Below are 23,026 nucleotides of genomic sequence, written 5' to 3'. Positions count from 1 at the left end.
ACCTGGCAAAGGGTACGGAACGGCGCCGCATTTTTCGGCGCAACACAACTCTGCCCTTCCCATGTGCCTGCAGGCATGGTAGGCGGCGCGCGATATCTGTGGCGCGGAGAATACTCTCGCCGATCTTTTAAATGGAGAACGCCCGATGGCTCTGCAACGCACTTTCTCGATCATCAAACCCGATGCCACCCGCCGCAACCTGACCGGTGCAATCAACGCCAAATTCGAAGAAGCTGGCCTGCGCATCGTCGCACAAAAGCGTATTCACCTGACCAAAGCTCAGGCTGGCAAGTTCTACGAAGTGCACGCTGAGCGTCCCTTCTACGACGAGCTGTGCGAATTCATGTCCTCCGAGCCAATTGTCTGCCAGGTTCTGGAAGGTGAAAACGCCATCGCGAAAAACCGCGAAATCATGGGCGCCACCAACCCAGCTGATGCGGCTGCCGGCACCATCCGCGCCGAATTCGCTGAATCCGTTGGCGAAAACTCGGTACATGGCTCGGACGCGCCTGAAACAGCAGCTGTAGAGATCGCTTACTTCTTCTCCGGCCTCGAGCTGGTCGGCTAAGCCACCGTTCTTGTCAGAGATGCTGATCCTGGGTCGTACCGAACTGTCGGTGCGGCCCTTTTCCTTTTTTGCGGAGGTTTCCTGCCCCATGTGCGCAGCGCGTACGATCTGAACCTGCGCAGCCGGGATGCCTGACGGTCGTCTCATCAGGAACGCGGCGTCACATTTAGACTGGTTTCTCAATGACGCCAATCTGGTTGAGAATGCGCTCCAACTCTGATCGGTTGTTGTCAAAACGCTGCGCTTTGATCGCATCAAACCGCTGCCACAATGCCTTTTTTTCTTCGCCCTTGCAATCATTCCAGGGACGCCCCTGCAGCGCCATCACCAGCACGTAATAGCCAATGAAATGGGGCTTGCTACCGGATCCCAAGAGCCGCGCATAGGCTTCATCTGCACCCAGTGCGCGCAGCTCTTCCGCGGTGTGGATGCCTGCCCGCTTACAAGATTCCTCGTAGGCGGGGCCGAGATTGCGGATGGTTGAGATAGCTGTGGACATATGGCGAACATAGGGACGTTTCCCGCCTCTGTCACTTGGGGAGCAAGAAATTTTGCTATGCCATGTGATTGACAGATAAGTATTCTTATCAGAGCCTCAGAAAGAAAAACTCGGAGGGGCGATTTTGTCGAAAAGCAGCAAGGCCATACGACCAGAAGACATTCACGGCTTTGACCTGGCCAATCCGCCTCAAGGGTTCGTCGAGGATCCCTTTCCCTATTACGATGCACTGCTGGTCGAGGCCCCGGTATTGGTTCAACCAGACGGGTCGGTTCTGATCAGCCGACACGACGATCTGGACAGGATATATCGGGACACGACGCTCTATTCCTCGGATAAAAAGGCGGCTTTTGGCCCGAAGTTTGGCGTGGGATCTGCATTATTTGAACACCATACCACCTCGTTGGTGTTCTCTGATCCGCCGCTGCACACACGCGTGCGCAGGATCATGACCTCGGCCTTGACGCCCCGTGCAATTGCCAAGATGGAGCCGGGCCTGATCAAAACCGTGGATGAGCTGCTTGATGCGATGGAGGGCGCAGCACAGGTGGATCTGATTGAAGATTTTGCCTCGACTATTCCAATCCAGATCATCGGTAACCTGCTGGATGTGCCAATGGATGAACGTGCGCCGTTGCGCGATTGGTCACTGGCCATTCTGGGCGCGCTTGAGCCCTCTCTCAGCGCGCAACAACTTGCGGCGGGACATCGCGCGGTGGATGAGTTCAAAGCCTACCTGGAAGATCTGGTGGCGCGCCGCCGGGCCAGGCCGGGGGATCCGGAAACGGATGTGTTGACGCGACTGATTGGCAATGAACAACGTCAGCCCGGCGAAGAGGGCTTGAGCGAGATCGAGCTGATCCAGAATTGTATTTTCATTCTCAACGCAGGTCACGAGACAACCACCAATCTGATCGGCAATGGTTTGGCGCTGCTTCATGATCACCCGGACCAAAAGGCGCGACTGCTGGCAGAACCAGAGCTGATCAAACCGGCCGTCGAAGAGGTCCTGCGGTTTCGCTCGCCCAATCAGCTGGGCAATCGCGAAACCACGGCCATGGTGGAAATCGGCGGGATCACCATCGACCGGGGCTGCAATCTGCATCTGGTGATCGGGGCGGCCAACCGTGACCCGGAGGTCTTTTCGGAGCCGCAGCGGTTTGACATTGCACGCCGTCCCAACCGTCACCTGGCTTTTGCGGGCGGGCCGCATGTCTGCGTCGGGCTGACCCTGGCCAGAATGGAGGGCAAGATCGCGCTGGAACGGTTTCTGGCACGCTTCCCCGGCTATGAAATTCTGACGGGACGAAAACCGGGTGGGCGCATACGCTTTCGCGGCTTTGCCCACCTTCCAGCCAGCCTGCAAGCTGGCTGATCCGCCATTTAGCAGACACGGTTGTCAGCTCATCAGTGGGGTAACCCAGACGGCGGATCGCAGAGGCGCATTTCAGTTTAAAGACCATGAAACCCGTCTGGGGCAGCGGGAGCTGTCGGGCTTCAACTTCTGGCTGCCAGCTGGAGTGGAGAACGCCTTCGTGTCTGGGTTGCGCAGGGCTGCTGAAGGAATGATTTTGGCACGTAAGGGTTGATTTTTGCGAACTTTTTGGCTCATGCGCGAAAAGTTGAACGGGTGAAGGGGATGCTACTATTGAACAGATCGAACCAACAAATTAAGCCGGAATAACCAGCATTTTTGTCGCTTCTGCCGCACTGGGTCATTGAGGGTCATTCAGGGCTATCGGGTCGAACAGAAACATGGGTGCGGTTTTTTATAGGTGGTTCGACGCAGCCCTGCGGGACTGGGAAAGACCGCAGTTTGGTTTGGTTGGTTGAGGAGGCGGTATGAGGAAGCCTGAAGCAACGCGCACCTGGGGTGCGGACCTGCAAGCGCAGATATTGGCGCAGCGCGATCGGGATCGCTCCGTTCTGTCAGAAGATGCCGAACCGGCCAATCGCAAAACCGCTCAATTACTTGTTGTTGGTGTCTGTAGTTTCTTGATCGTTTTGCCGCTGGCCTATGGTTGGCAGTTTTTTTTGCAGGACAGTCTTATGCAGTCCGGTCTTATGCAGTCCAGCGTTTTTCAGCTGTCCCTGGGACTCGCCGCGCTCGGAGCCTGGCGGCTGTTTTGGTCGGGACTGACCTATCGGCGAGCTAGGCGCTACTCGTCCAGCGACTGGCCCGCGCTCCGGCGACGCGCCGACAGGATCTGGACAAAGGGATGGCGCCCTGAACGCCTGCACATCCAAATCACGGCCTGCTTTGAGACACCCGAACTTGGGCGGCAAGTCATCTTTGAACTGGTCAGACAAATCCGCAACGAAGCGATCCCCACGACGGTCTACTACGGCACCACCAGTGCTTATGACGAAGCTATTTTGAACGAATTGTTTGAAGAGGCTGCTCGGGAGAGGGAACTGGGCGAAGACGAGCTGGGCCTTGAACTGGTTTTTATCAGGCTTCAAACCGCTGGGCATTTTGTTTCGATGGGCAAGGTGCTGCGCGAGATCCGTCGCTGGGGGGCAGGGCCGGACGATCTGATTATCTTTCTTGATGATGACACCATCCTGGGGCCGGATGTTCTGAAAAAGACACTGCCACTGTTTGCTCTGGACATGGAGTTGCAGCTTGTAACGACCGATCAGAAAGCGATCTGCTTTGGGGCCTCCTGGATTTGCACCTGGCTGCGATTGCGGTTTGAACAGCGGCGCCAGGAGCTGTCCTCGCAGGCACTGTCAGGACGGATCCTGCCGTTTTCCGGGCGGATACGCATTCTGCGCGCGCGCGATATTTTGGACGAAAGCTTCATTTGCGCGCAAGAGGTGCATCAACAGGGGCTTGAGCAGGCGAGCCGCTTTCGCAGGCTGTCGGTTGCCGATTCAATTACCTGGTGTCACCTGCTGAAAAATAAAGGAAAAATGCTCTTTGTACCGGATGTGCACGTCTATTCGATCAGCCTGCTGAAAGGGGTTGGCTGGCACCGGATCGCGCTGCATTTGCGGCGCTGGTCGGGGCAGATGATGCAGCGCAGCGGTCAAGTGATTGCCATGGGGCCGGTGAATATCCCGACTTTTGTCTGGCTGCGGGTGGTGGACCTACGCCTGTCTGCCCTGCTGGCGATCTTTGTGCCGTTGGTTCTGCTCAGCGGAGAAATGATGCGGCCAGGGTTCGCCGCTTTCTGGATTAGCCTGGTGTTTCTCGTCCGGGTTCTACTTGGAGTTTTGGTGCTGGAATACCAGCGCAATCCATGGATCTTACTGCCCTATACGCTGTGCGTCACGTCAGTGGTTCATGGCGGCGTCACCCTGTTTGAATGGGCGAGCCGTGTTCGGCATTTCCTTTCGCCAGATGGCCCAGATGGCGCTGTCGGGTTTGGCTATATGGATCCAGATAGCGCTCCGCTGGATTGGAGCGGGCTTAGGAAAGCGGAATTCGGCGGGGCTGAGTTTAATGGCGGGGCGCAGGATGACAGGCAACCGGATAACAGGGGCCTGGATAACAGGGGCCAGTATGACAGCGGGCCAGTATGACAGCGGGCCAAGATGACAGCGGGCCAAGATGACAGCGGGCTGGGTGCTCGGTCGATTGGCGTGGACAACTCCGGGTCGGGTACACAGGAAGGCAAGCTCAACTGGCTATTGGCGCGCGATCCCGCGATCCGATTTTTGTTTCTGAATAATTTCTTTTCGGCTCACTGCCTGTGAGAAAAGTGCCCTTTCGAAGGGGTATGAGTGTCGGCAGCCCACAGGCGATTAAAACAGACCGGCCTCTTTTGCCGTCAGCGCGGCTTGGGTGCGGTTCTTTGCATCCAGCTTGCGGCAGAGCGTGCGCACGTGCAATTTGATGGTCACTTCCTGAAGATCCAGCTCGCGGGCGATTTCCTTGTTGGACAGGCCCCGGCACAGACCCTCAAGCACTTCCTGCTCTCGGGGGCTGAGTTTGTCGGCGAGCGGATGTGATGGTGCTGTTGCCTCCTGTCGCATCAGCTCAACAGGGACATAGATCTCACCGGCACTCATGAAGCGCACGGCATTAAGAAGTGATTGCGCTCCCATGGTTTTGGGGATGAATCCGATGGCCCCGGCATCCAATGCTTCGCGGGCGGTCTTGGCCGGGGCACTGCCGGATAAAATTGCGACGCCCTTGCCGTTATTGGCGGCAATCGCCTGTGTCATACCGGAAAGCCCATGCATGCCGGGCATCTGATAGTCTAGAAGAACCAGGTCAAACGGCCCATGTTGTTTGATGATTTCAAGCGCACCGGCAAGGTCTGTCGCCAGTGATACCTCAGCGCCACCCTCGGAGGTGAGGTAGGCGGAAATGGTTTCGCGAACCATATCGTGGTCGTCTGCCAGCAAAATACGCATGATAACCTTGCAGTTGCTTAAATTGATTTCTCAAAGCCTACGCGGTCAAGCGTTTCAATTCCATCAAGATTTCTGCCATTCGGACTAGGCTTGTCTCTTTTGTATAGGCCATCAGGGACGTTACATCAGGGACGTTAAAAGGGTATTTGACACCAAGACATTGTCTGAAATTGAATTTATTCTGGGCTGCTTTGAACCTCGATTTAGCACAGGATTAATAGGAAATTATCCAGAAAGAGCCAGGTTATGTTGCAACAGTTTGTTGCAGTGGATCGGGCTCCTATACGGAAGGATATAGGGCTATCCGCAGGCGCAGGTGAGCCGGGCGGTGTCTTGTGTCAGACTTGCCGGACGAATGGCACTTGATTTCTATTCGAAGTGCCATGAGAGCCGAGCCTATCAATCTGATCCATTCGTCTGATTGCGGGAGCGGCTTGACCTATTTGAGTTGGTGGCGGGATAAGCCGGAATGAGGAGAAATGACATGTTCAATTGGGGAAAGTTCCTTCCCATTGCTGCTCTGGTCGCGTTTGTGGCCTTTGGTGGACCGTCTCAGGCAGAGACTGTTTCTCAACAGGATGCGGCAGGTGTCCAATCCTCCGAAGAGATCCTGTTGACAATCGAGGTGGTCGCCGAAGCCGGGCTGACGCAGAAGTTCACCCTGTCGCAGCTGCGCGCAATGGGAGCAGAAAGTTTTGAGACCGAGACCATCTGGACCACAGGGGTGCAGCGTTTTACCGGAGTTCCGCTGGTGGATCTGATCGCGCCGCTTGAAGTAAAACAAGGGGTGCTTCAGGCGCGGGCGGTCAATGACTATATGATCGAGATCCCGCTTTCGGATGCCGTCGAGGGTGGCCCGATCATTGCCTATGAACGCAATGGCAAAACAATGCCGCTACGTTCCAAGGGACCGTTGTGGCTCGTTTACCCTTATGACAGCAATCCGGCCTATAAAACCGAAGCGATCTATTCGCGCAGCATTTGGCAATTGGAGAGCCTCAGCATCGCCACCGTCACCGAGTAGAGATTTGTAGCGACGTGAAATGGCTTGGCCTATGTCTGGAGTAAGGGTTCAAATCTGGAGGATGTTCCAGTCGGCGATCAGACCAGGGCCCGTGATAAAGGGTCGCTTTCAGGAATGAGGTTTTCAGGGCCGAGCAGGGCCGTGTCGCTGGCCGTGGCCAAGGTGCAAAGGCGTTACGGGTCTGCTGTTTTCAAATTCTTGCTGGCGCTGGTGCTGCTGGTTCTGCCACTGCTGACAGTGCAGTCTGTCCGTATGGGGCACGAAGTAGTGCAGCGCCTAGATGAGCTTTCGACGGCCGCCACCGACAATATGCAATGGGTGCTGTCTCAGGCCGAAGTTGATTTCCTCAAGCTGGACGCAGCTGTGCACGCGGTAAAAACGCCTGCTGATCTGTATCAGCTGCGGCGGCAATTCGACATCTATTACAGCCGCATTGACACCTTCCAGGAAAGCCCGCTGTTTACCGATCTGCGAGAGAACACCGCCGGTGGCAGATTGCTGGAGCGGTTGTGGCTGCGACTTGAAGCTCTGGCGACCCTGATTGATGTCGATGATGCTGATTTGATGCAGAATCTGCCACAGGTTTCGCAAAAGCTTGCGGACAATGGCGATGATGTGCGCGAGCTGGCGCTCTTTGGGGTGGTCATCCAGGTCGAAGCGACTGAAACTAAGCGTTTGCATCTGTTTTCCATCCTGCTGCGACTGGCCTGGGTCGTGCTGGCATTGTTTTTGGCGCTGGCGGTGACGGCGCTTTTGTTGGGCTGGATGTATCGCCGGGGGCGTGTTCTGGCTGCAGAACGCAGCAAGGCTGCCTCTCGAATGGAGGCGATGATTTCTTCTTCTCTAGACGCGATTCTGGTTGTTGGAAAGAACAACAAGATACAGGCGTTCAACGGCGCTGCTGAGGCAATTTTTGGCTATAGTCGCGATGAAGCGATTGGCGCTGCCATGGACGAATTGATCATCCCACCGCATCTGCGCGAAGCTCATCGTGCCGGAATGACACGCTTTCTGAAAACGGGCGAAGCCCGGGTCGCCGGGGCTGGGCGCATCCAGCTAGAGGCGCAACGCAAATCCGGCGAAATCTTCCCTGTTGAGGTCTCCTTGTCGATCAGTCGCAGCCAGGCTGATCAGGTCTTTGTTGGTTTCATTCGGGATATTTCAGACCGGGTGGCCTCTGAGGAAGAGCTGCGGCGCGCTCGCGATGATGCGCTTGCTGGGGAGCGTGCCAAGGCTAACCTGCTGACGGTGATGAGCCACGAGATGCGTACGCCTCTGACTGGTGTTCTTGGGGCGATCGATCTGTTGGAAGGCACGCATCCTGACGCCGAGCAAAGCCGCTATCTAAATGCCATGCGGGTCTCGGGAGAGCTGCTGCTGCATCATGTCAACGACGTTTTGCAGCTGTCCAGCCTCGAGGCAGGAGTCGCCCCGGAAAAATTGCAGATTTTTGATCTCAAAGAACTGATTTCAGGCTTGGTCGAAAGCCAGCAGGCGAATGCCCACAATCGCGGAAACACGTTGACGTTGCAAATTAATATCGCCGGAGGGGAAATGGTGGCTGGGCGGCCACGTGCGTTGCAGCAAGCCTTACTCAACCTGATCGGCAACGCGATCAAGTTCACTAGCAATGGCGCAGTTCTGGTGGATGTAATGCGCGGATCCGATCAGGGAATGGTAGAGTTTCATGTTTCTGATACTGGCCACGGGATCGGGTCACAGGATCTCGAGCGCATTTTCGAAGATTTCATCACCCTCGATTCCAGTTTCAAACGCGGTAGCGAGGGCACCGGCTTGGGGCTCGCCATCACTCGACGGATCGTGCAGGTGATGGGCGGCACCATCACTTGCGAGAGCGAACCGGGCGAGGGCAGTCTGTTTTCGTTGATCCTGCCGCTTCCAACGGCTCAAATGACGGCGCAGGCAGGATCTGGGTCCGGTCGCATGTCGCCGCCATGCCCGACTGGATCCAAGGGCACAATTCAGGTGCCAAGGCAGACGGCAGCTGAAATCTGCGAGGATGCAGACGGGCCAAACCATTCTTCTACCAGAATCCTTGTGGTCGAGGACAATGACATCAACCGCGAGCTGCTTCAGCACATGCTGCAACGGCAGGGGCATTTCGTGATCACGGCCTCTGGGGGCGCCGAGGCGGTGGAGGCCTGTCGCCAGGACAGTTTTGACCTGATTCTGATGGATATAAGCATGCCCGAGGTGGATGGGATTGAAGCAATCAGGCGGATCCGGGCAGCGGAATTGGCCCCGGGGATCGATATCGTTGCTCTTACGGCCCATACAGCGCCAGAAGATCATGCGCGGATCTTGAAAGCTGGCTTTGTGGAAGTGGTAACCAAGCCTGTGAGCAGTCAGAGGCTTACGGACCTCATTGCCAGTCGTACCGGATCCGAAACTGGAGCGGCGGACCTGTCGCAAAGGTCAGATATTCTCCAGTTCTTCGAAGCTCTGGGCGATGAGCGCGCCTGCGGCTTCCTGCTGAGCTATGATCGCGAGGTCGAGAGCTTTCTTGAAACCCTTCTTGCAGCCTCAGAACTTACCGCGGCCCTGCGCAGCGAGGCGCATAAACTGGCCGGATCGGCGGCGGTCTTGGGGCTTTCCTCCCTGCGCACCTGCCTTTTGGAGGTGGAGATGGCGACCGAGATGCAGGCACTTGAGAAATCGGCCATCCAACAGGCCTGGAAAAGAGCAAAATCAGTGGTTCTGGAACACTGCTAACGGGAACATCGAGATCCGTTTTATGGAGGATCTGCCATTTGTATAATGTGCCATCGCTGGTACGGTGCTTTTGGCAAAGCTCCATTGCGCCCATACCAGCTTTGCGTTCCTTCAGGATCCAAATGAACTGTGCCGCACTAAATGCTTTTCGTTTTCACGCCGCCCCTCCCTTCCGCCACCACCTTTCAATGCCCCTAGTTTTTAGGTGAATGCGCCGCTCCAGCTTTGGACACCTTCAGGGTACGGCTTCGGACAGAGTGCGGCTTCGGATTTTTTAATTGGGCCGCATCGTTGCAACCAGCTCCGCCACTTTCAGGCCGAACTTGCGCATCTCTGATTTGTTTATGATCGCGCCATTCGCCGTTAGATACATCCAATCGGTAGCTTGCAACGTATGGCCGCCAGATTCTTGGGGCAGGATAATTTCATAGGTCAATTGAACGGTCGATCCCGAAATGATGCCTTGTCCCTCTCCGACCAAATCGTCTGCAGTGGCCGTAAATGTGTTGCCCGGGCCAAGCGTTAGAAACCATTTACGATTTTGGCTTTTGCCATTGGAATAGGTGAATTCCTCGGTCAATGTGCCGCTGTCGCCTTCCCATGTGCCGACCATTTTTGCGACAAAACTGTTGGTCATTTTGCCATTTGGGCCAAAAATCAGCCCTTCCGACAGGATCTCGCCTGACAGGTGTGTCGTCAGGTCAAACTCGGGGCCTGTTTCAGTGTAATCGCTAGGCGATTGGAACCGAAAACTGAACAGAAAGGTTTTTGCAATCATGGCAAAAAGCACAATCAAGAGACAAGCGACAAGCAGTTTCATAGAGACGAACTTTCAGAGGGCAACCTTAGCGCATAGCAGAAGGCTGCAGTTTTGAGAAAACAGGGAAGGATGGCATAGGCAATGACAAGTGCACGTAGTGCTTCTGGACTGTTGTCTGCGGCAGGCGTGAAACCGTGGGTTTCCAATAAGGGTAAAGCAATTGCAGCAGCTAAAGCCAGGGCGAGCTTTCCGGCAAATGACCATATCCCAAAGGCCGTGCCTGCGCTCAGACCGGCTTTGGCCAGCGCAATGCTAAACAATGCAGGTAAGAGCACCATATCGGCCCCAAGCGCTGCACCTGAGGCAATGCAGATGAAGGCAAAGCCAACCGCATTGCCAGGTGCAAGAAACGCGGCACCAACAAAGCTGGCAATAGCAAGGGGCATGCCAATCAGCAGCGCGGTTTTTGCCCCGATCCGATGACTTAAGACGCCCCAGCCAGGCACGCTGACTCCGGCGGATAGAAAGAACAAGACCAAGAATGGTCCAGCCAGCTTTGCAAGGGTCAGGTAGTCTTGCACAAAGAAAAGAAACAGGGTTGAGGTCAAAGCCACCGGCAGGCTGTTCAGCACCGCCAGGATAAGCAGTTTTACGCCGCCAGAGTGTTGCAGGGCGGCAAAACTAAGCTGTCGCCCCATGACAACTGGTCGGACCCAAATCGGTCGCGTCAAAACCGCAGTGACAATCGCGATCGCGCCCAAAAGAAAACCAAATGCGGTATATCCCTGGCCAGAGGCTCCCAGACTGACAAGCATAGCCGGAGCGATGGCCGTCAAAATGACCCCCATCAACATCCCGCTTTCGCGGAAAGCAGCCAGGGTCATCAGGGCACGTGGTTCCGCCGATCTGGCTAAAGTTGCGCTCCGTCCGTAGAGTAAAATCATGCCCAAACTGTAGGCTGAGAACAGCAGCACTAGGATCATGACCATCTTGACCAAAACAAACGGGCCGTCCCGCAATCCAAACAAAAGCGGAAAGCCAAATGTCAGCCCCGCAGCGGCGGCCAGCGCAAAACCGGCCTGCGTCTGCGGCCAGCGATCTATGGCCCAGCCTATCAACGGGTCCTGGATCAGATCCAAAAGCCGTATCGCCAGCAGCACCACCCCAAGTGTGCCGAGACCAATTCCTAGGTTTGTTGCAGCAAATTGTGGCAGATGGATGTACAATGGAATCCCGGCACTGGCCAACATGAGAGCATAGAGGCTGATCCTCGGATAGAGCATCACTGGCCCAGAAGCGCGCGTGTGAAGCGGGGAGAACGACTGTTTTCACTTAGAAAACTGGCCATAAAGTGAGTTTTGATGCCTTTTTGGGACAGAGTGCAAACCGCGCGATCATTGCGCCAAAAGCTGACTTGATCCGGCCCTTTACTCACTGCCAGGTATCGATCTCCGGGTCTTACGCCCTGATAACAGCGCTCCAGCTGCGCACGGATCGGAGGCACATTGCTCATGGGTTTCATTTCCCGCAGCGTGGCCTCCACCAAATCATTCTGGCTGAGCTTGCGCTGATATGTCAGCTCCAGTCCAAAATCCTGTGACCAATCCAAAGGCCCGCCACCTTCGGTAAACAGGCGCGCTTCATAAACTTGTAGTCCGAGGTGTCTAAAGGTCGCCTGTCCGCGTTGTTCGGCGCCGGTCAACGCTGTGGGCACCGTCGCGGCGATACCGGCAGGCGGAACCAGGTACAGGCAGGCACAGAGGATCAGACTACGCATGGGCCAGCTCAACTTGAACAACATTTGTATGCCCAATCGAAAAAGACGCTGCACAAATCTCCAGATAATACTGCCAGTTGCGAAAGAACACTTCGTCGTGTCCCTGTTCCATGATCTTTTTTTTCTGCCCGACCAGACGTTCGGCCCAGATCCTGCAGGTCTTGGCGTAGTCCTGACCAAAGGCAAAGTTGCTTTTGACCTGAAGACCGGAGTACTTTGCCTGCTCCTCAATGATCCGGTCTGACAACAGCATTCCACCGGGAAAGACATATTGCCGGATATAGTCCGAAGAGGTGCGGTAGGTCTCAAAGAAGTCATCGGGCACCGTAATCGCCTGCAGCATCACCCGACCGCCAGTGGCCAGGTTGTGTTTTAGCGTGCTGAAATAGCTGGGCCAGTATTTTTCTCCCACGGCTTCGATCATCTCAATGGACACGATATTGTCGAATTTACCTTGAACATCGCGATAGTCGCGCAACTGAATGTCGGCCCGTCCATCCAGGCGGCAGTCTGCATAGCTATGTTGATTTTGCGAAATCGTGACGCCAGTCACATCGCGTCCTTCAGCGCTGGCCTGTTCGGCAAATCCGCCCCAGCCACAGCCGATTTCCAATACCTTCTCACCAGAGGTTAGTCGGGACAGAACGCGTTCATTTTTAAGAGTTTGCGCCTGCGCGAGATCATCACCGGTGTCGCCAAAGATGCCAGAGGAATAGGACATGCCTTCGTCGAGCCACAGCTGGTAAAATTCGTTGCCAACATCGTAATGGGCGCGAATGTTCTTGCGCGATCCGCGTTTGGAATTGGCCCGCAGCATGCGGTCAATGATCCGGAATTTGGCGCGATGAAATGGGTTTGCCTGATCATAGCTGCCCAAATGGTCGCGGTTCAACATGGCCAACGTCATCAGGCCCTCAATCGAAGGGCTGTCCCAGAGACCCTGGACATAGGCCTCGCCCAGTCCCACTTGCCCATGGGCCGCCATCGCCGAGACCGCCGCCCAATCGCGGATTTGCATCTCGGCCTCTGGCCCGTGATCTCCAAACTGATAGCGCGCGCCATCCGGTGTGCGCAGTGTCAGCCGACCTTCACGCAGTTGCGCGCAGGTCTCCAGGAATTGCGAGGTCATGGCTTTGTTCGTTAACGTCATGCTGGGATCCTTTGGGGGTCAGGGCGGTGGGGGCGTTCATCATGCGGACAATGCGCATGGCGCTGGCAATGCCGTCTTCGTGAAAGCCATGGCGGTTATACGCCCCGGCGAACCAGGTGTTGCGTTTGCCTTGCATGGCGCGCAGATCACGCTGTGCCTGCAACGCGGCCTTGTCAAAAACGGGGTGTGAAAATTTGACCTGATCGTAGATCTTGTCAGCAGCAATAGGACGCGTCGGGTTCAGCGTCACAAACAATGGGTCACTTTCGGGAATGCTCTGTAGACGGTTCATCCAATAGGTCACGCCGACGCCGCCATCCTGGCTGCGATAGGCCCAGCTTGACCAGCAGCTCCGTCGTTTTGGCATTTGACCATCGTCACAATGCAAAACGGCAGTATTAGACTGATAGCGGATTGCGCCTAGCGCCGTGCTTTCTTCTGCGGTGGCGTCTTGGCCCAGAATAGTTAGCGCCTGATCGGAATGGCAGGCAAAGACCACCTCATCATAGCTTTGGCTCCCTTGCCCCTGCGCTACCACCGTCACGCCAGAGGCGTCGCGCTTCACCTGCTCGATTGGTGTCGCAGAGTGAACTGAGCAGCCACGTGCCAAGAGCGCGGCCTCAAGGCGGCGCACATATTCAATGCTGCCGCCTTTCACAGTCCACCACTGGTGTTGTCCGGCACCAGCCAACAAGGCGTGATTGCGAAAAAAATGCACCAAGGATTTTGCCGGAAAGGCATCCACATCGGTCACCGGCGTTGACCAGATCGCACCACACATCGGCATCAGGTAGTTGTCGCGAAACCAACGCCCCAGTCCCAGCTCCGCCACCAGCTCACCAATTGTTTTGTTATCATCCGTCGCAGCGGCTTCGGCTTCTTTTCCAAAACGCAGGATGTCATAGACCATTTTGTAAAACTGCGGCCTAGCAAGATTTCGTTTCTGTGCGCAAATCGCGGCGAGACTGTTCAACCCGTACTCGATCCTGCCGTCGTCGATACTGGCACAAAAACTCATTTCGCTTTTGATCACTGGTACATCAAGCTCGCGAAACAGGCGTGTCAGATAGGGATAGGTCGCGTAATTGAAAACGATAAACCCTGTATCGACAGGCTGTTGACCTGTCTTTCCTGCCAAAACAGTACGTGCATGCCCACCCAATTGCGGCGCTGCCTCATAGAGGGTCACGTCATGATGAGAGGACAGGTAGTAGGCCGCAGCGAGGCCGGAAATACCGCCTCCTATGATGGCGATCTTGCGGCGCGGGCCTTGGGTTTGATCCAGCATACGGTCCTCGTTTTGGCTTAGGTTCAAAAAGGAATACGCAGGGACTTGAAAAGTGGATCACTTATTGTTTGAGAAAGCGAAGATCAGAAGTGATCCGATCGCCGCTTTGTTCCGTATTGAAACCATGATCGAAATTGTCTCAGCCCAAACCTATCACGCCCGTCGTGGCAGTCTGAAAAATGCCTTTCGCTATGGCGTCGACTATGTGTTGACCGATATGGCAACTGGCGCGCCGCCGCTTTTATCGCGCAACCGGTTCAACCTGTTTTCGATTCAGGACCGGCATCATGGTGGCCCGCGCGGAGGAGGGCAGGGAGTCGCCTGGTTTCAAAAAGAATTGCAACGACGCGGGTTACCGCTCGAAAAGGCGCAGCTCTTGCTTTTGACTCAACCCAGTTTCCTATGGTTTCATTTCAATCCGGTGAGCTTTTGGATCGCTGTCATCGATGGTACACCGCGCGCCTTTGTCGCTGAGGTGAACAACACCTTTGGCCATCGCCATTGCTACTTTTGTGCGCATGCGGATTTTCGCCCGATCAAGCGGGAAGACCAGATCGAGGCGAGAAAGCTGATGCATGTCTCACCGTTCCAGCAGGTCGCCGGGCAGTATGGCTTCAACTTTGAGATGACAGAGCAGGCGTTTAATATCCGAATTTCCTACAAAAATGGTGATCAGGGCGTTTTGGCGACGTTGAATGGCTTGCGAACCCCAATAACCACAGGTGCCTTGGCAAAGGCTGCAGTTCGGCGCCCGTTTGGTGCGGTGCGGGTGGTGGCACTCATTTATTGGCAGGCATTGAAGCTTTTTCTCAAAGGAGCGCCGTTTTTGCGAAAGCCCGAACCGCCAACGCCGCTTGTCTCCGATGCCAAAGCCAGTGGGACAGGATCGTGAACCCGCTCCAGGGCAAAACCTACTGGTTGGTCGGTGCCAGCGAAGGCCTGGGCCGCGAGATCGCCAAAGAGCTGGTGGCTGCTGGGGCACATGTGATCCTTTCCGCACGCTCTGAGGTGCGTCTGAAAGACCTGGCTCAAACACTCGGGGCTGCGAGGCCTCTGGTGATGGATGTGACCGATTCACATTCCGTTGAAAACGCAGCTAAAGCCGTGGGCTCCATTGATGGCGTGATCTACAACGCCGGTGCCTATGAACCGATGCGCAGTCAGGAGTGGGACAGCGGCGCTGCGATAGCAATGCTGGAGGTGAATTTTACTGGTGCATTGCGGGTTCTGGGGCACGTTGTGCCGCAGTTTGTCTCCAAAGGACAAGGGGATGTCACGCTGATTGGGTCACTGGCCGGGTATCACGGCTTGCCCGCTGCCATTGGCTATGGCGCAAGTAAGTCTGCCTTGATGAGCCTGGCGGAAACGATGCGGCACGACCTGAAGGGCAGCGGTATCACTGTACGTATTGTTAATCCCGGTTTTATCAAAACGCGGCTCACTGATAAAAACAGTTTTGCGATGCCACAGTTGATGTCGGCGGAAATGGCGGCAGCCCATGTTTTGAGGGCCATGAAGCGCCGAGGTTTTAGAACGGATTTTCCACGACCTTTTTCCTGGGTCATCAAGATCTTGCATCTGCTACCTGACTGGATTGTGTATCGCGGTAAATAGGAAGGCCCCGCGCAGCGCGACGGGGCCCGTGATTTTGCTTAGTGACAGGCCGGACGCTTCCCAGGCAGCAAAACCTTGTCGATCACATGGATCACACCATTTTCAGCCAGAATATCCGCGATCACCACATTTGCAATTTTACCAGAACCATCTGCAATGCTCACACCGTCACGACCTGAGGTGATGCAGAGACGTTCGCTTGCCAGCAGTGGTTTGAAATAGTTTGAACCGGCTGGGATCATGTCGGCGGACAGTTTGCGGTCATCGACATGGTACAAAAGCACATTGGTCAATTGATCCTTGTTTTCTGGCTTCAACAGGGTTTCAACGGTGCCCTCTGGCAGCGCTGCGAAGGCGTCATTCACTGGCGCATAGACTGTGAAAGGCCCTGGGCCAGAGAGCGCCTGGGCCAAACCAGCGGCCCCTACAGCAGCCACAAGAGTCGAAAAACGTTCGTCAGCAGCGGCGATCTCGACAATTGTGTCGGCCTGCGCGCTCACGGCGGCGGCGGACAAAACGAGGGCTACACATGCGGATTTGAAACTGGTTTTCATAATCTGTCTCCTTGGACGTTGTGGGCGTATCACCCTTAGCAGTTTAGGTTCGTACAAAGGATACGTTTCGGGGCGTGGTGCGGATTTCGAGATCACGGAAATGTTATTTATTATAAGGGTTTAACAAAAAAAGACCCGCAGGTTGCGGGTCTTTGTCGACGTGGAGTTCAGCCCGTCGCTAGATGCGAAAAATAGGTTGCAAAAGTCGCGGCAGGAAAGCGTTAAACCGCAGGGGCGCATCCGTTGCAGCAAGGCAAATGCAAGCGTCCCCGGCATCGGCAATCGGCGTATGTTCCAGATCTTCGTCGCCAATTTCAACATCACCGACGCCAAAGCGTCCGGTTTCATCGCTAAAGCTCCCTTGCAGGACCAGCGTCAGTTCAAGGCCATTGTGGCTATGATCCGGAACCGCTTGCCCAGCAGGGATATAGAGCAGGCGCACAGATCCGCCGTGGGATTCAGACAGGATGCTTTGCTTGACGCCCATTCCAAGCGGCTTCCAGCGGGGTGGTTTGCCTTTGAGCGCCGCCATGACTGGGCCGGGATAGCAGCCTTGCGCATCATAGACGGGTTCGGGCCGGGTGGGTGCGTCCAGCATCGCCATCAAATCAGTTTTCAGTCCAGAGGACACCGCCATATGATCGGCCCCTTCAAGCAATGCACCACCGACGGCTTGATGCGCCCCAAGAGAGGCGTTGCACTCGGCGCAGAGCGAAACATGGGCGGCAACTACCACTGCAAATGGGTGTGGCAAGGTTCCCGAGACATAGGCGGCCATCATGGCATCCGGGATGTGATGTGTGATCGCAGACATCTAGCGCAACCCCTTCAACTCTTTTCGCAATCGGCGAAGTCCCAGCCGAATGCGTGATTTCACAGTGCCAAGTGGCAGGCCGGTTTGAACACTAATCTCCTTGTGTGTAAGATCACCAAGGTAGGCCTTCTCGATCATTTCTTTTTGGTCTGGCTGAAGCTGTTCAATTGCAGCTTTTAATTGCTTGGCTTCTTGATCAAACGCGAGGATTTGACTGGCATCGGCTTCAGAGCCAGGATCGTGGGCCAATTCCTCGGGTATAGGTCGGTTTTCTTTCCGAACAATATCAATCTGCCTGTTACGGGCGATTTGATAAATCCAGGCCGAGGCCTGGGCACGGTGGGGATCGAACAACGAAGCCTTGCGCCAAACGGTCAGCATGACATCTTGAACGATCTCTTCAGCCTGTGCAGAACCATTGCCGTTGCGCATCACAAATCCTTTCAGACGCGGCGCAAAGTAATCAAACAGCTCACCAAAGGCAGCTCGGTCTCGCTGGTCCCTGACCGCAACAAGCCAAACCGTCAGTTGAGACGTTTTCTGCTGTTCTTGCAGCACAGTAGATCCAGTTTTTGGTGGCCGATGATACCGACGGCCTACAGGGGGAGGGGCTAAGGTTGTTGTGATCATAATCAAATTACGGATGAGGGCAAATTTTGGATCACTAGAAAATTGAAAAAAACGCAAAACAGAGCATTCCGGTCATGGTCGCGCCTGCGTACAGTGCCTTGGGGTGGATACAATCAGCCCGGCCCATCCCTAGTTCTGGAGCGCGCTTATATTGTGGATCTGACCGTTTCCGGGCGCAGCTATGCCGAGATGGATGCGCTCGACCTAGCTCAGCACGCTGCGGCCCACGCGGCGGATGGCATCTGGGATGGCGACACCTTCACCAATCCCTACTTGCTGGGATGAGGTTCGGACGGATGAGCGAGGCATCGTTGCACAAATGGGTTGATAGGATTCACTGTATGAAACCAGCGTGATAGCTGAAGGCATGGGCAGCTGTGCACCTACGAAATACAAGACCAAGAATTGGTCGTCGTACAATGACAGCTTGAAGCAGCGCGGGTCGTTGTCGATCTGGTTTGATCCCGAGATGGTTTGGACGCCGCCCTCAAGCGGCAAGCGGGGGCGTCAACGGCAATTCAGTGACGCGGCTATCCAAACTTGTCTGACCATGAAAGTACTGTTCGGCATGCCGCTGCGCCAAACAAATGGGCTTGTCCAGAGCCTGCTACGGTTGGTTGGCTTGGATTGGGTGGTGCCCGATTTCAGCACTTTATGCCGTCGCCAGAAGACCCAGACGACACTGAACGTAAACCTATCATATCGCGGTTCCTCGGGACCGCTGAACCTCCTCATCGACAGCACAGGCATCAAAGCCGAAGGTGAAGGCCCCCTCTCGGTGATGCAGGCATCACCTGCCGGTCAGTGGATGCATTGTATAAAATTACTCGGCCAATCGTTGATGGCGAGGGATTTTGATCGGCAGGTTGCCGAAATTCAAATCCGCTTCGCGGTGCTGAACCGCTACACCGCCCTTGGTATACCTGTCACGGAACCTGTAGGCTAAGTCCGGCTGGGGTAAGGGGAAGCACGTCCAAACCCTGATTTGTGCAACAAAGCCCCGCTACAGCTAAATCACACGCAGAGGCATTCGCAGATATTCCAACAAAAAGAATACGTAAAACGAATAATGTGAAAAAGATTTACATAGATACTTGAAGAGGAGACCCGCCACACCGATATCCAGTAATGTGAACAACATTTACATTCACTCAAACCTGGAGACACAATATGACCGCTGTGACCTCACCTGCCTCCTCCAGCCATCAAGGCTGGTTCACCCGCAGTGAAGCTTGGCTGGACCAAAGAGGCAAAGGCGCCTGGATTGCCGCCATGGTTCTTGGCTTTGTCTTTTTCTGGCCAATCGGCCTCGCCCTTCTTTTCTACATGATCTGGAGCAAACGCATGTTCAATAAATCCTGCCGCACCCACAGCTGGAAACCCTGGGCTCGCCACGGCATGTCCGCAATGAAACCCTCTGGGAATTCCGCATTTGACGCCTACAAAGAAGACACGTTGCGCCGTCTTGAACAGGAGCAGAACGATTTTGAGACCTTCCTGCAGCGCCTGCGTGACGCTAAAGACAAGGCCGAATTCGACGAGTTCATGGATGAACGCAGCGCCGCCCCTGAAGCCGATGAATCCGCCGAAGAAGCTGAGGCAGCTGCCAAGGCCCACTAGTCTTGATGACCTCGAGCCCTCTTCGTCCGACTGGACGGGGAGGGTCGACCTGTCCAGTCTGTCCAGTCTCCCCCATAACTTCCCAACCCCCCCACAAAACAAGGACCCCCGCCGATGAACGCCCTGCCAGACCCTGACTATCAGGCCGAATTCTACGCCTCGGTTGCCTTCAAACGGCTGATAGCCTGGGGGTTGGACAGTATCGTCATTGTGGCCTTGTGTCTGTTGGCAATCCCCCTGACCGGTTTTCTCGGCTTGTTTATCTGGCCGCTTCTGTATCTGGTGGTTGGCTTTGTCTACCGAACCGTCACGATCGCGAATGGCTCCGCCACATGGGGGATGCGGTTTGCAGGGCTGGAGTTGCGAAACCTCTCCGGGCAACGCCTGGATACGGCTCAGGCCACGCTGCACACTGCAGGCTACACCCTGTCCCTGGCTGTGCCGGTTCTGCAGGTGATTTCCATCATCATGATGCTGACCACTGCTCGAGGACAAGGTTTGAGTGACGCATTGCTGGGCACCGCCATGCTCAACCGTCGGGCTTGATTGCCCTTGTGTGCTCGGGGGACCTAAGCTTTTACAGATTTGCCCCCGAGATCACCTAAAGGCGTGCTTCCCTTTACTATGGCACCCAGCGGGCGATTTGCATCGCGACCCAATCGAGAAGAGGCGCAGGCTGGCTAAGCAGCCTGCGCCTCTTATTCCCACTCCATCTCTTCATAGGTGGCTTGAGCATTGCGGCCCGCCAATGCATCGAACTGCGCCAGATGAGCCCATGCGGACTGGTCAATCTTTGGAGCGTCAATGATATCACCGCCATCTTCGATCAGCGCGCCGATTTGTGTGCGCAGGTTGACCAGATAGTCGTAGGTGTCGCGCCGCGCCGTGGCCAGATTAGTGGCGGGTCCATGCCCGGGTACGATATGCGCAGGTTTTAATGCTGCCATCGCGTCGAATACCGAGATCCAGCTATCCGTGTCGCGCGCGGGCCCATTCCCCAGAAGACGGTCCACATAGACGATATCGCCGGTAAACATCACATCGCGCGCTTCCAGCCAGACAAAACTGTCACCAAGCGTGTGCGCCGGTCCACGATGGATGATTTCAAAGCTGAAACCTCCGACGTCGAGCTGATAGTCGTTTGCGAAAGTAACATCGGCATAGGCAGGCTCGGTCCCATCCAGCCCATCGCCCAGAAAATGTGCCAGAGCGCTCAGGTGTTGTGAGGCGCGGGCGTGGTGATCTTCGACCGCCGCATCAGATGCAATCACGGTCGCCCCCTGGGCCTGCCAGTAGCCATTGCCGAGCCAGCGGTGATCCTGCCCGCCTGTGTTGATGACGTAAGCGACGGACTGATCGGTGACACTGCGGACCACCTCATGCAGCGCCTCCGCCCCTTGCCACGACCCACCAGGATCCACGAGCACGGCCCCATCCTGCGTCACAACCAGACCGAAGGTTGCGTTATTGGCAAGATTGGCCGGACTACGTTGCGCGGTTTCGCCGACGATGGCCCAGACATTGTCAGTGACGGGCTGTACCGTCAGACTGCCGGTCAGGTTTTCGGCCATCGCAAGGCCCGGCAGTGCCAACAGCGCTGCGATTATCAATTTGATCTTCAAGTGTTTTCCTCCCAGAAAATTCCGATCAGGCTGTGAGCCAGCCTTCGAGTTTGGCCGCGTCCGGCAGGCCACCGGCATGGACCAGCTTGCCGTCGACCGAAATACCGGGCGTCGACATGACCCCTGCCATGGCGATTTCGCGCGGGTTAGAAACCTTCTCGACCGCGACCTCCATGCCCAGCTTGGCGGCGACTTCCTTGACCATGGTTTCTGTGGCTTCACAGCGTTTGCAGCCGGGGCCGTAGACTTTGACGTTTTTCATTGTGGATAGCCTTTCAAAGTGTGATGTCGACCTGCCGGGCGGCAAAAATCGCGCGCTGCAGCGCCGTTTATAGCAAGGCGTTGAACAGGAAGCCGGTGGCGAGGATGCCGGACGCGACCACTGCGAGAAAAATCGCGATCAAGCGCAGGGTTAGGACCTGTTTGAGGATGATCATTTCAGGGAGCGACAGCGCGATCACCGACATCATGAAAGCCAGTGTCGTGCCGAGTGCCGCGCCCTTGCCCAAGAGAGCTTCGACAATGGGGATGACCCCCGCCGCATTGGTGTACATCGGCACGCCGACGACAACAGCCGCAGGAACCGACCACCAGGCCTCACCACCCATGATCCGCAGCATCAGTTCTTCGGGCACATAGCCGTGGATCGCAGCTCCTATGCCGATGCCGACCAGTACCCAGATCCAGACCTTGCCGACAATCTCGCGCACCTGTTCAAGGCCAATCCTGAGACGATCAACCAGCGTCAGGCTCTCTTCTGGAAGGGCGCTGACAGGCCCCGCGTTCAATTCGCGGACCCAGTCTTGCAGATAGCGTTCCAAACCCATTCGACCAAGGACGAACCCCGCACCCGTGGCGATGCTGAAACCAAAGACGAGATAGATCGTGGCGATCTGCCAGCCAACAAGGCCATAGAGCAAGCCAAGCCCCACAGGCCCAACCATCGGCCCTGCAATCAGAAACGAAAAGGTCACGCCCAGTGGAATGCCCGCAGAGACGAAACCGATAAAAAGCGGCACCGAAGAGCAGGAACAAAACGGTGTCAGTACCCCCAGAGCGGCTGCCAGCGGGTAGCCCCAGATCTGGCTCTTACCGGCCAGAATCGCACGGGTCTTTTCCGGGCTGAACCAGCTTCGCAGAACTCCGGTCACAAAGACGATACCGGTCAGCAGTATCAGCACCTTGGGAACGTCATAGACAAAAAAGGCGATTGCTTCACCTGTATGGCTCTCCCGGTCCACCGGAAACAAGCCGGTGACCCATTCGGAAAAGGGGATCAGCTGGCCATACAGAACATAGAGGACTAGCCCCGCAAGGGAGACGCCGAGAACCCATCGCCAGTCGTCCAGCCCGCGATCTGCCGGGGTATCGGTAGCTGTGTCATGTGTTTCGATGGTCATGCGACTTTCTTCCCCTCCAAAACGCTTTCGGCAATCAGAACCGCGTCGATGACTGCGGCATGTTCTTTTGCGAGATCCGGGTTCCGCATGTAGCGCACCCATTGCGCATCGCGCCGATCAAGCACGGGCCCGGCTTCGCGCAACGCCTTCATGTGCCGCGACATCCGACTCTGGCTGACATTCAGTCGCGCCATCAGTTCGCAAACACAGTACTCCCCCACTCCAGAGAGGAGCGAGAGCCGCGCGGCGGGTCGGGTCGCACAGGGCTTGCATGATCTGTCGCATAGAGATCTCCACATTCATGGTGGGGAATATGTCGAGACGCGCATATGCGCATTGACCCAAGTCAAACCTAGGCTGACTTGGGGGAGCCCTTGAGCAGCGCCACTTGGGTGGTCCAACTTGAAAGTTAGTGCATGATTGGCCGTTGGTCCATCTGGATGATGGTCTCTGGCGCAGGTGGGCGGTAGCCCAATGCACTATGGGGTCGTTTGGTATTGTAGTATTTTCTCCAGTTTTCGATGATGATTTGGGCTTCACGTGGCTTTGTTGTACAAATCGGGTGAGGGATTCATTTCGTGAATCCAGCATGGTAGCTGGAGTATATG

At 55.8% G+C, this 23,026-nt stretch carries 26 protein-coding genes and 2 pseudogenes; 12 read left to right on the top strand and 16 right to left on the bottom strand.

The window, feature by feature from the left end:
• The first annotated feature begins 145 nt into the window (after window positions 1–145).
• On the top strand, window positions 146–568 hold the full coding sequence (gene ndk, locus PH5382_RS14405) for a nucleoside-diphosphate kinase (protein WP_009812004.1): 423 nt from the start codon (window positions 146–148) through the stop codon (window positions 566–568).
• 166 nt (window positions 569–734) lie between these two features.
• Here ndk and PH5382_RS14400 read toward each other — a convergent pair whose 3' ends face one another.
• Complete coding sequence (locus PH5382_RS14400) at window positions 735–1,067, bottom strand: TfoX/Sxy family protein (protein WP_058335097.1); 333 nt, start codon at window positions 1,065–1,067, stop codon at window positions 735–737.
• A gap of 124 nt (window positions 1,068–1,191) precedes the next feature.
• Here PH5382_RS14400 and PH5382_RS14395 point away from each other — a divergent pair, with 124 nt between their 5' ends.
• The 3 genes from PH5382_RS14395 (at window position 1,192) to PH5382_RS19780 (ending at window position 4,769) form a co-directional block, all read left to right on the top strand.
• Window positions 1,192–2,442: a cytochrome P450 gene (locus tag PH5382_RS14395; RefSeq protein WP_082645690.1), complete on the top strand. Its 1,251-nt coding sequence runs from the start codon at window positions 1,192–1,194 to the stop codon at window positions 2,440–2,442.
• A gap of 467 nt (window positions 2,443–2,909) precedes the next feature.
• A complete protein-coding gene (locus tag PH5382_RS14390) occupies window positions 2,910–4,595 on the top strand; it encodes a glycosyltransferase (RefSeq protein WP_058335096.1) in 1,686 nt (561 codons plus the stop codon).
• A 12-nt stretch (window positions 4,596–4,607) separates the two neighbouring features.
• On the top strand, window positions 4,608–4,769 hold the full coding sequence (locus PH5382_RS19780; RefSeq protein ID WP_156414922.1) for a hypothetical protein: 162 nt from the start codon (window positions 4,608–4,610) through the stop codon (window positions 4,767–4,769).
• Between the two features lie 48 nt (window positions 4,770–4,817).
• Here PH5382_RS19780 and PH5382_RS14385 read toward each other — a convergent pair whose 3' ends face one another.
• Entirely contained in the window at window positions 4,818–5,432 is a 615-nt protein-coding gene (locus PH5382_RS14385) for a response regulator transcription factor (protein ID WP_058335095.1), read from the bottom strand.
• A 484-nt stretch (window positions 5,433–5,916) separates the two neighbouring features.
• On the opposite strand from PH5382_RS14385, the gene PH5382_RS14380 reads away from it, so the two are divergent.
• Together PH5382_RS14380 and PH5382_RS14375 are read left to right on the top strand one after the other, a co-directional pair.
• Window positions 5,917–6,456, top strand: coding sequence for a putative pterin-binding protein (locus PH5382_RS14380; protein WP_058335094.1), 540 nt, complete (start codon window positions 5,917–5,919; stop codon window positions 6,454–6,456).
• 141 nt (window positions 6,457–6,597) lie between these two features.
• Window positions 6,598–9,189, top strand: coding sequence for a hybrid sensor histidine kinase/response regulator (locus PH5382_RS14375; protein WP_231751891.1), 2,592 nt, complete (start codon window positions 6,598–6,600; stop codon window positions 9,187–9,189).
• A gap of 10 nt (window positions 9,190–9,199) precedes the next feature.
• Here the strand turns inward: PH5382_RS14375 and PH5382_RS20355 are convergent.
• The 6 genes and pseudogenes from PH5382_RS20355 to PH5382_RS14350 all read right to left on the bottom strand — a co-directional run.
• Window positions 9,200–9,343: pseudogene (locus tag PH5382_RS20355) on the bottom strand (transposase); the annotation flags it as partial.
• A 120-nt stretch (window positions 9,344–9,463) separates the two neighbouring features.
• Entirely contained in the window at window positions 9,464–10,009 is a 546-nt protein-coding gene (locus tag PH5382_RS14370) for a DUF3833 family protein (protein ID WP_058335093.1), read from the bottom strand.
• Window positions 10,006–11,232, bottom strand: a complete 1,227-nt coding sequence (locus PH5382_RS14365) for an MFS transporter (RefSeq protein WP_058335092.1) — start codon at window positions 11,230–11,232, stop codon at window positions 10,006–10,008. The genes PH5382_RS14370 and PH5382_RS14365 overlap by 4 nt, the downstream gene beginning before the upstream one ends.
• Window positions 11,232–11,726 carry a hypothetical protein gene (locus PH5382_RS14360; protein WP_058335091.1) on the bottom strand — a complete coding sequence of 165 codons (495 nt, stop codon included), beginning with the start codon at window positions 11,724–11,726 and terminating at the stop codon, window positions 11,232–11,234. The genes PH5382_RS14365 and PH5382_RS14360 overlap by 1 nt, the downstream gene beginning before the upstream one ends.
• Entirely contained in the window at window positions 11,719–12,876 is a 1,158-nt protein-coding gene (locus PH5382_RS14355; RefSeq protein WP_058335090.1) for an SAM-dependent methyltransferase, read from the bottom strand. The genes PH5382_RS14360 and PH5382_RS14355 overlap by 8 nt, the downstream gene beginning before the upstream one ends.
• Window positions 12,815–14,164, bottom strand: a complete 1,350-nt coding sequence (locus PH5382_RS14350; RefSeq protein ID WP_058335089.1) for an NAD(P)/FAD-dependent oxidoreductase — start codon at window positions 14,162–14,164, stop codon at window positions 12,815–12,817. Before PH5382_RS14350 ends, PH5382_RS14355 begins: the two co-directional genes overlap by 62 nt.
• Before the next feature lie 124 nt (window positions 14,165–14,288).
• Between PH5382_RS14350 and PH5382_RS14345 the strand changes: the two genes are divergently transcribed.
• Complete coding sequence (locus PH5382_RS14345; RefSeq protein ID WP_058335153.1) at window positions 14,289–15,056, top strand: DUF1365 domain-containing protein; 768 nt, start codon at window positions 14,289–14,291, stop codon at window positions 15,054–15,056.
• Complete coding sequence (locus PH5382_RS14340; protein ID WP_058335088.1) at window positions 15,053–15,778, top strand: SDR family NAD(P)-dependent oxidoreductase; 726 nt, start codon at window positions 15,053–15,055, stop codon at window positions 15,776–15,778. Before PH5382_RS14345 ends, PH5382_RS14340 begins: the two co-directional genes overlap by 4 nt.
• Before the next feature lie 38 nt (window positions 15,779–15,816).
• Here PH5382_RS14340 and PH5382_RS14335 read toward each other — a convergent pair whose 3' ends face one another.
• The 3 genes from PH5382_RS14335 to PH5382_RS14325 all read right to left on the bottom strand — a co-directional run bounded on the left by PH5382_RS14335 (window position 15,817) and on the right by PH5382_RS14325 (window position 17,776).
• Window positions 15,817–16,332, bottom strand: a complete 516-nt coding sequence (locus PH5382_RS14335) for a fasciclin domain-containing protein (RefSeq protein ID WP_058335087.1) — start codon at window positions 16,330–16,332, stop codon at window positions 15,817–15,819.
• Window positions 16,333–16,510: 178 nt separating this feature from the next.
• Window positions 16,511–17,146 (bottom strand): ChrR family anti-sigma-E factor, encoded by a 636-nt coding sequence (locus tag PH5382_RS14330; RefSeq protein ID WP_058335086.1) that lies wholly within the window; start codon window positions 17,144–17,146, stop codon window positions 16,511–16,513.
• The gene (locus PH5382_RS14325) at window positions 17,147–17,776 is read right to left on the bottom strand and encodes a sigma-70 family RNA polymerase sigma factor (protein WP_156414921.1); all 630 of its coding nucleotides are present in this window, start codon (window positions 17,774–17,776) and stop codon (window positions 17,147–17,149) included.
• Window positions 17,777–17,929: 153 nt separating this feature from the next.
• Between PH5382_RS14325 and PH5382_RS20310 the strand changes: the two genes are divergently transcribed.
• The 4 genes from PH5382_RS20310 (at window position 17,930) to PH5382_RS14310 (ending at window position 19,942) form a co-directional block, all read left to right on the top strand.
• On the top strand, window positions 17,930–18,061 hold the full coding sequence (locus PH5382_RS20310; protein WP_255354107.1) for a hypothetical protein: 132 nt from the start codon (window positions 17,930–17,932) through the stop codon (window positions 18,059–18,061).
• 82 nt (window positions 18,062–18,143) lie between these two features.
• A complete protein-coding gene (locus tag PH5382_RS14320; RefSeq protein ID WP_058335085.1) occupies window positions 18,144–18,722 on the top strand; it encodes an IS5 family transposase in 579 nt (192 codons plus the stop codon).
• 224 nt (window positions 18,723–18,946) lie between these two features.
• Entirely contained in the window at window positions 18,947–19,396 is a 450-nt protein-coding gene (locus tag PH5382_RS14315) for a DUF2852 domain-containing protein (RefSeq protein ID WP_058335084.1), read from the top strand.
• 114 nt (window positions 19,397–19,510) lie between these two features.
• A complete protein-coding gene (locus tag PH5382_RS14310) occupies window positions 19,511–19,942 on the top strand; it encodes an RDD family protein (RefSeq protein ID WP_058335083.1) in 432 nt (143 codons plus the stop codon).
• 152 nt (window positions 19,943–20,094) lie between these two features.
• Here PH5382_RS14310 and PH5382_RS14305 read toward each other — a convergent pair whose 3' ends face one another.
• The 5 genes and pseudogenes from PH5382_RS14305 to PH5382_RS19495 form a co-directional block, all read right to left on the bottom strand.
• Window positions 20,095–21,018 (bottom strand): MBL fold metallo-hydrolase, encoded by a 924-nt coding sequence (locus PH5382_RS14305; protein ID WP_058335082.1) that lies wholly within the window; start codon window positions 21,016–21,018, stop codon window positions 20,095–20,097.
• A 25-nt stretch (window positions 21,019–21,043) separates the two neighbouring features.
• Window positions 21,044–21,280: a thioredoxin family protein gene (locus PH5382_RS14300; RefSeq protein WP_058335081.1), complete on the bottom strand. Its 237-nt coding sequence runs from the start codon at window positions 21,278–21,280 to the stop codon at window positions 21,044–21,046.
• A gap of 67 nt (window positions 21,281–21,347) precedes the next feature.
• Window positions 21,348–22,418, bottom strand: coding sequence for a permease (locus PH5382_RS14295; protein ID WP_058335080.1), 1,071 nt, complete (start codon window positions 22,416–22,418; stop codon window positions 21,348–21,350).
• The gene (locus PH5382_RS14290) at window positions 22,415–22,612 is read right to left on the bottom strand and encodes a helix-turn-helix domain-containing protein (RefSeq protein ID WP_231751890.1); all 198 of its coding nucleotides are present in this window, start codon (window positions 22,610–22,612) and stop codon (window positions 22,415–22,417) included. Before PH5382_RS14290 ends, PH5382_RS14295 begins: the two co-directional genes overlap by 4 nt.
• 215 nt (window positions 22,613–22,827) lie before the next feature.
• Window positions 22,828–22,956: pseudogene (locus PH5382_RS19495) on the bottom strand (integrase core domain-containing protein); the annotation flags it as partial.
• Between the last annotated feature and the right edge of the window lie 70 nt (window positions 22,957–23,026).

This window comes from Phaeobacter sp. CECT 5382, from assembly GCF_001457775.1.
Classification (GTDB): domain Bacteria; phylum Pseudomonadota; class Alphaproteobacteria; order Rhodobacterales; family Rhodobacteraceae; genus Pseudophaeobacter.
Note: the sequence above shows the minus strand (reverse complement) of the source record. Positions and strands in the feature narration are given on the sequence as shown.

Coding starts and splice junctions, on each gene's coding strand:
- PH5382_RS14400 (WP_058335097.1), bottom strand. CDS start 1,067: ATGTCCACAGCTATCTCAACCATCCGCAATCTCGGCCCCGCCTACGAG.
- PH5382_RS14355 (WP_058335090.1), bottom strand. CDS start 12,876: ATGACGTTAACGAACAAAGCCATGACCTCGCAATTCCTGGAGACCTGC.
- PH5382_RS14390 (WP_058335096.1), top strand. CDS start 2,910: ATGAGGAAGCCTGAAGCAACGCGCACCTGGGGTGCGGACCTGCAAGCG.
- PH5382_RS14310 (WP_058335083.1), top strand. CDS start 19,511: ATGAACGCCCTGCCAGACCCTGACTATCAGGCCGAATTCTACGCCTCG.
- PH5382_RS14330 (WP_058335086.1), bottom strand. CDS start 17,146: ATGTCTGCGATCACACATCACATCCCGGATGCCATGATGGCCGCCTAT.
- PH5382_RS19780 (WP_156414922.1), top strand. CDS start 4,608: ATGACAGCGGGCCAAGATGACAGCGGGCTGGGTGCTCGGTCGATTGGC.
- PH5382_RS14345 (WP_058335153.1), top strand. CDS start 14,289: ATGATCGAAATTGTCTCAGCCCAAACCTATCACGCCCGTCGTGGCAGT.
- PH5382_RS14370 (WP_058335093.1), bottom strand. CDS start 10,009: ATGAAACTGCTTGTCGCTTGTCTCTTGATTGTGCTTTTTGCCATGATT.
- PH5382_RS14350 (WP_058335089.1), bottom strand. CDS start 14,164: ATGCTGGATCAAACCCAAGGCCCGCGCCGCAAGATCGCCATCATAGGA.
- PH5382_RS14365 (WP_058335092.1), bottom strand. CDS start 11,232: ATGCTCTATCCGAGGATCAGCCTCTATGCTCTCATGTTGGCCAGTGCC.
- PH5382_RS14295 (WP_058335080.1), bottom strand. CDS start 22,418: ATGACCATCGAAACACATGACACAGCTACCGATACCCCGGCAGATCGC.
- PH5382_RS14385 (WP_058335095.1), bottom strand. CDS start 5,432: ATGCGTATTTTGCTGGCAGACGACCACGATATGGTTCGCGAAACCATT.
- PH5382_RS14300 (WP_058335081.1), bottom strand. CDS start 21,280: ATGAAAAACGTCAAAGTCTACGGCCCCGGCTGCAAACGCTGTGAAGCC.
- PH5382_RS14360 (WP_058335091.1), bottom strand. CDS start 11,726: ATGCGTAGTCTGATCCTCTGTGCCTGCCTGTACCTGGTTCCGCCTGCC.
- PH5382_RS14380 (WP_058335094.1), top strand. CDS start 5,917: ATGTTCAATTGGGGAAAGTTCCTTCCCATTGCTGCTCTGGTCGCGTTT.
- PH5382_RS14320 (WP_058335085.1), top strand. CDS start 18,144: ATGGGCAGCTGTGCACCTACGAAATACAAGACCAAGAATTGGTCGTCG.
- PH5382_RS14335 (WP_058335087.1), bottom strand. CDS start 16,332: ATGAAAACCAGTTTCAAATCCGCATGTGTAGCCCTCGTTTTGTCCGCC.
- PH5382_RS14325 (WP_156414921.1), bottom strand. CDS start 17,776: ATGATCACAACAACCTTAGCCCCTCCCCCTGTAGGCCGTCGGTATCAT.
- ndk (WP_009812004.1), top strand. CDS start 146: ATGGCTCTGCAACGCACTTTCTCGATCATCAAACCCGATGCCACCCGC.
- PH5382_RS14315 (WP_058335084.1), top strand. CDS start 18,947: ATGACCGCTGTGACCTCACCTGCCTCCTCCAGCCATCAAGGCTGGTTC.
- PH5382_RS14290 (WP_231751890.1), bottom strand. CDS start 22,612: ATGGCGCGACTGAATGTCAGCCAGAGTCGGATGTCGCGGCACATGAAG.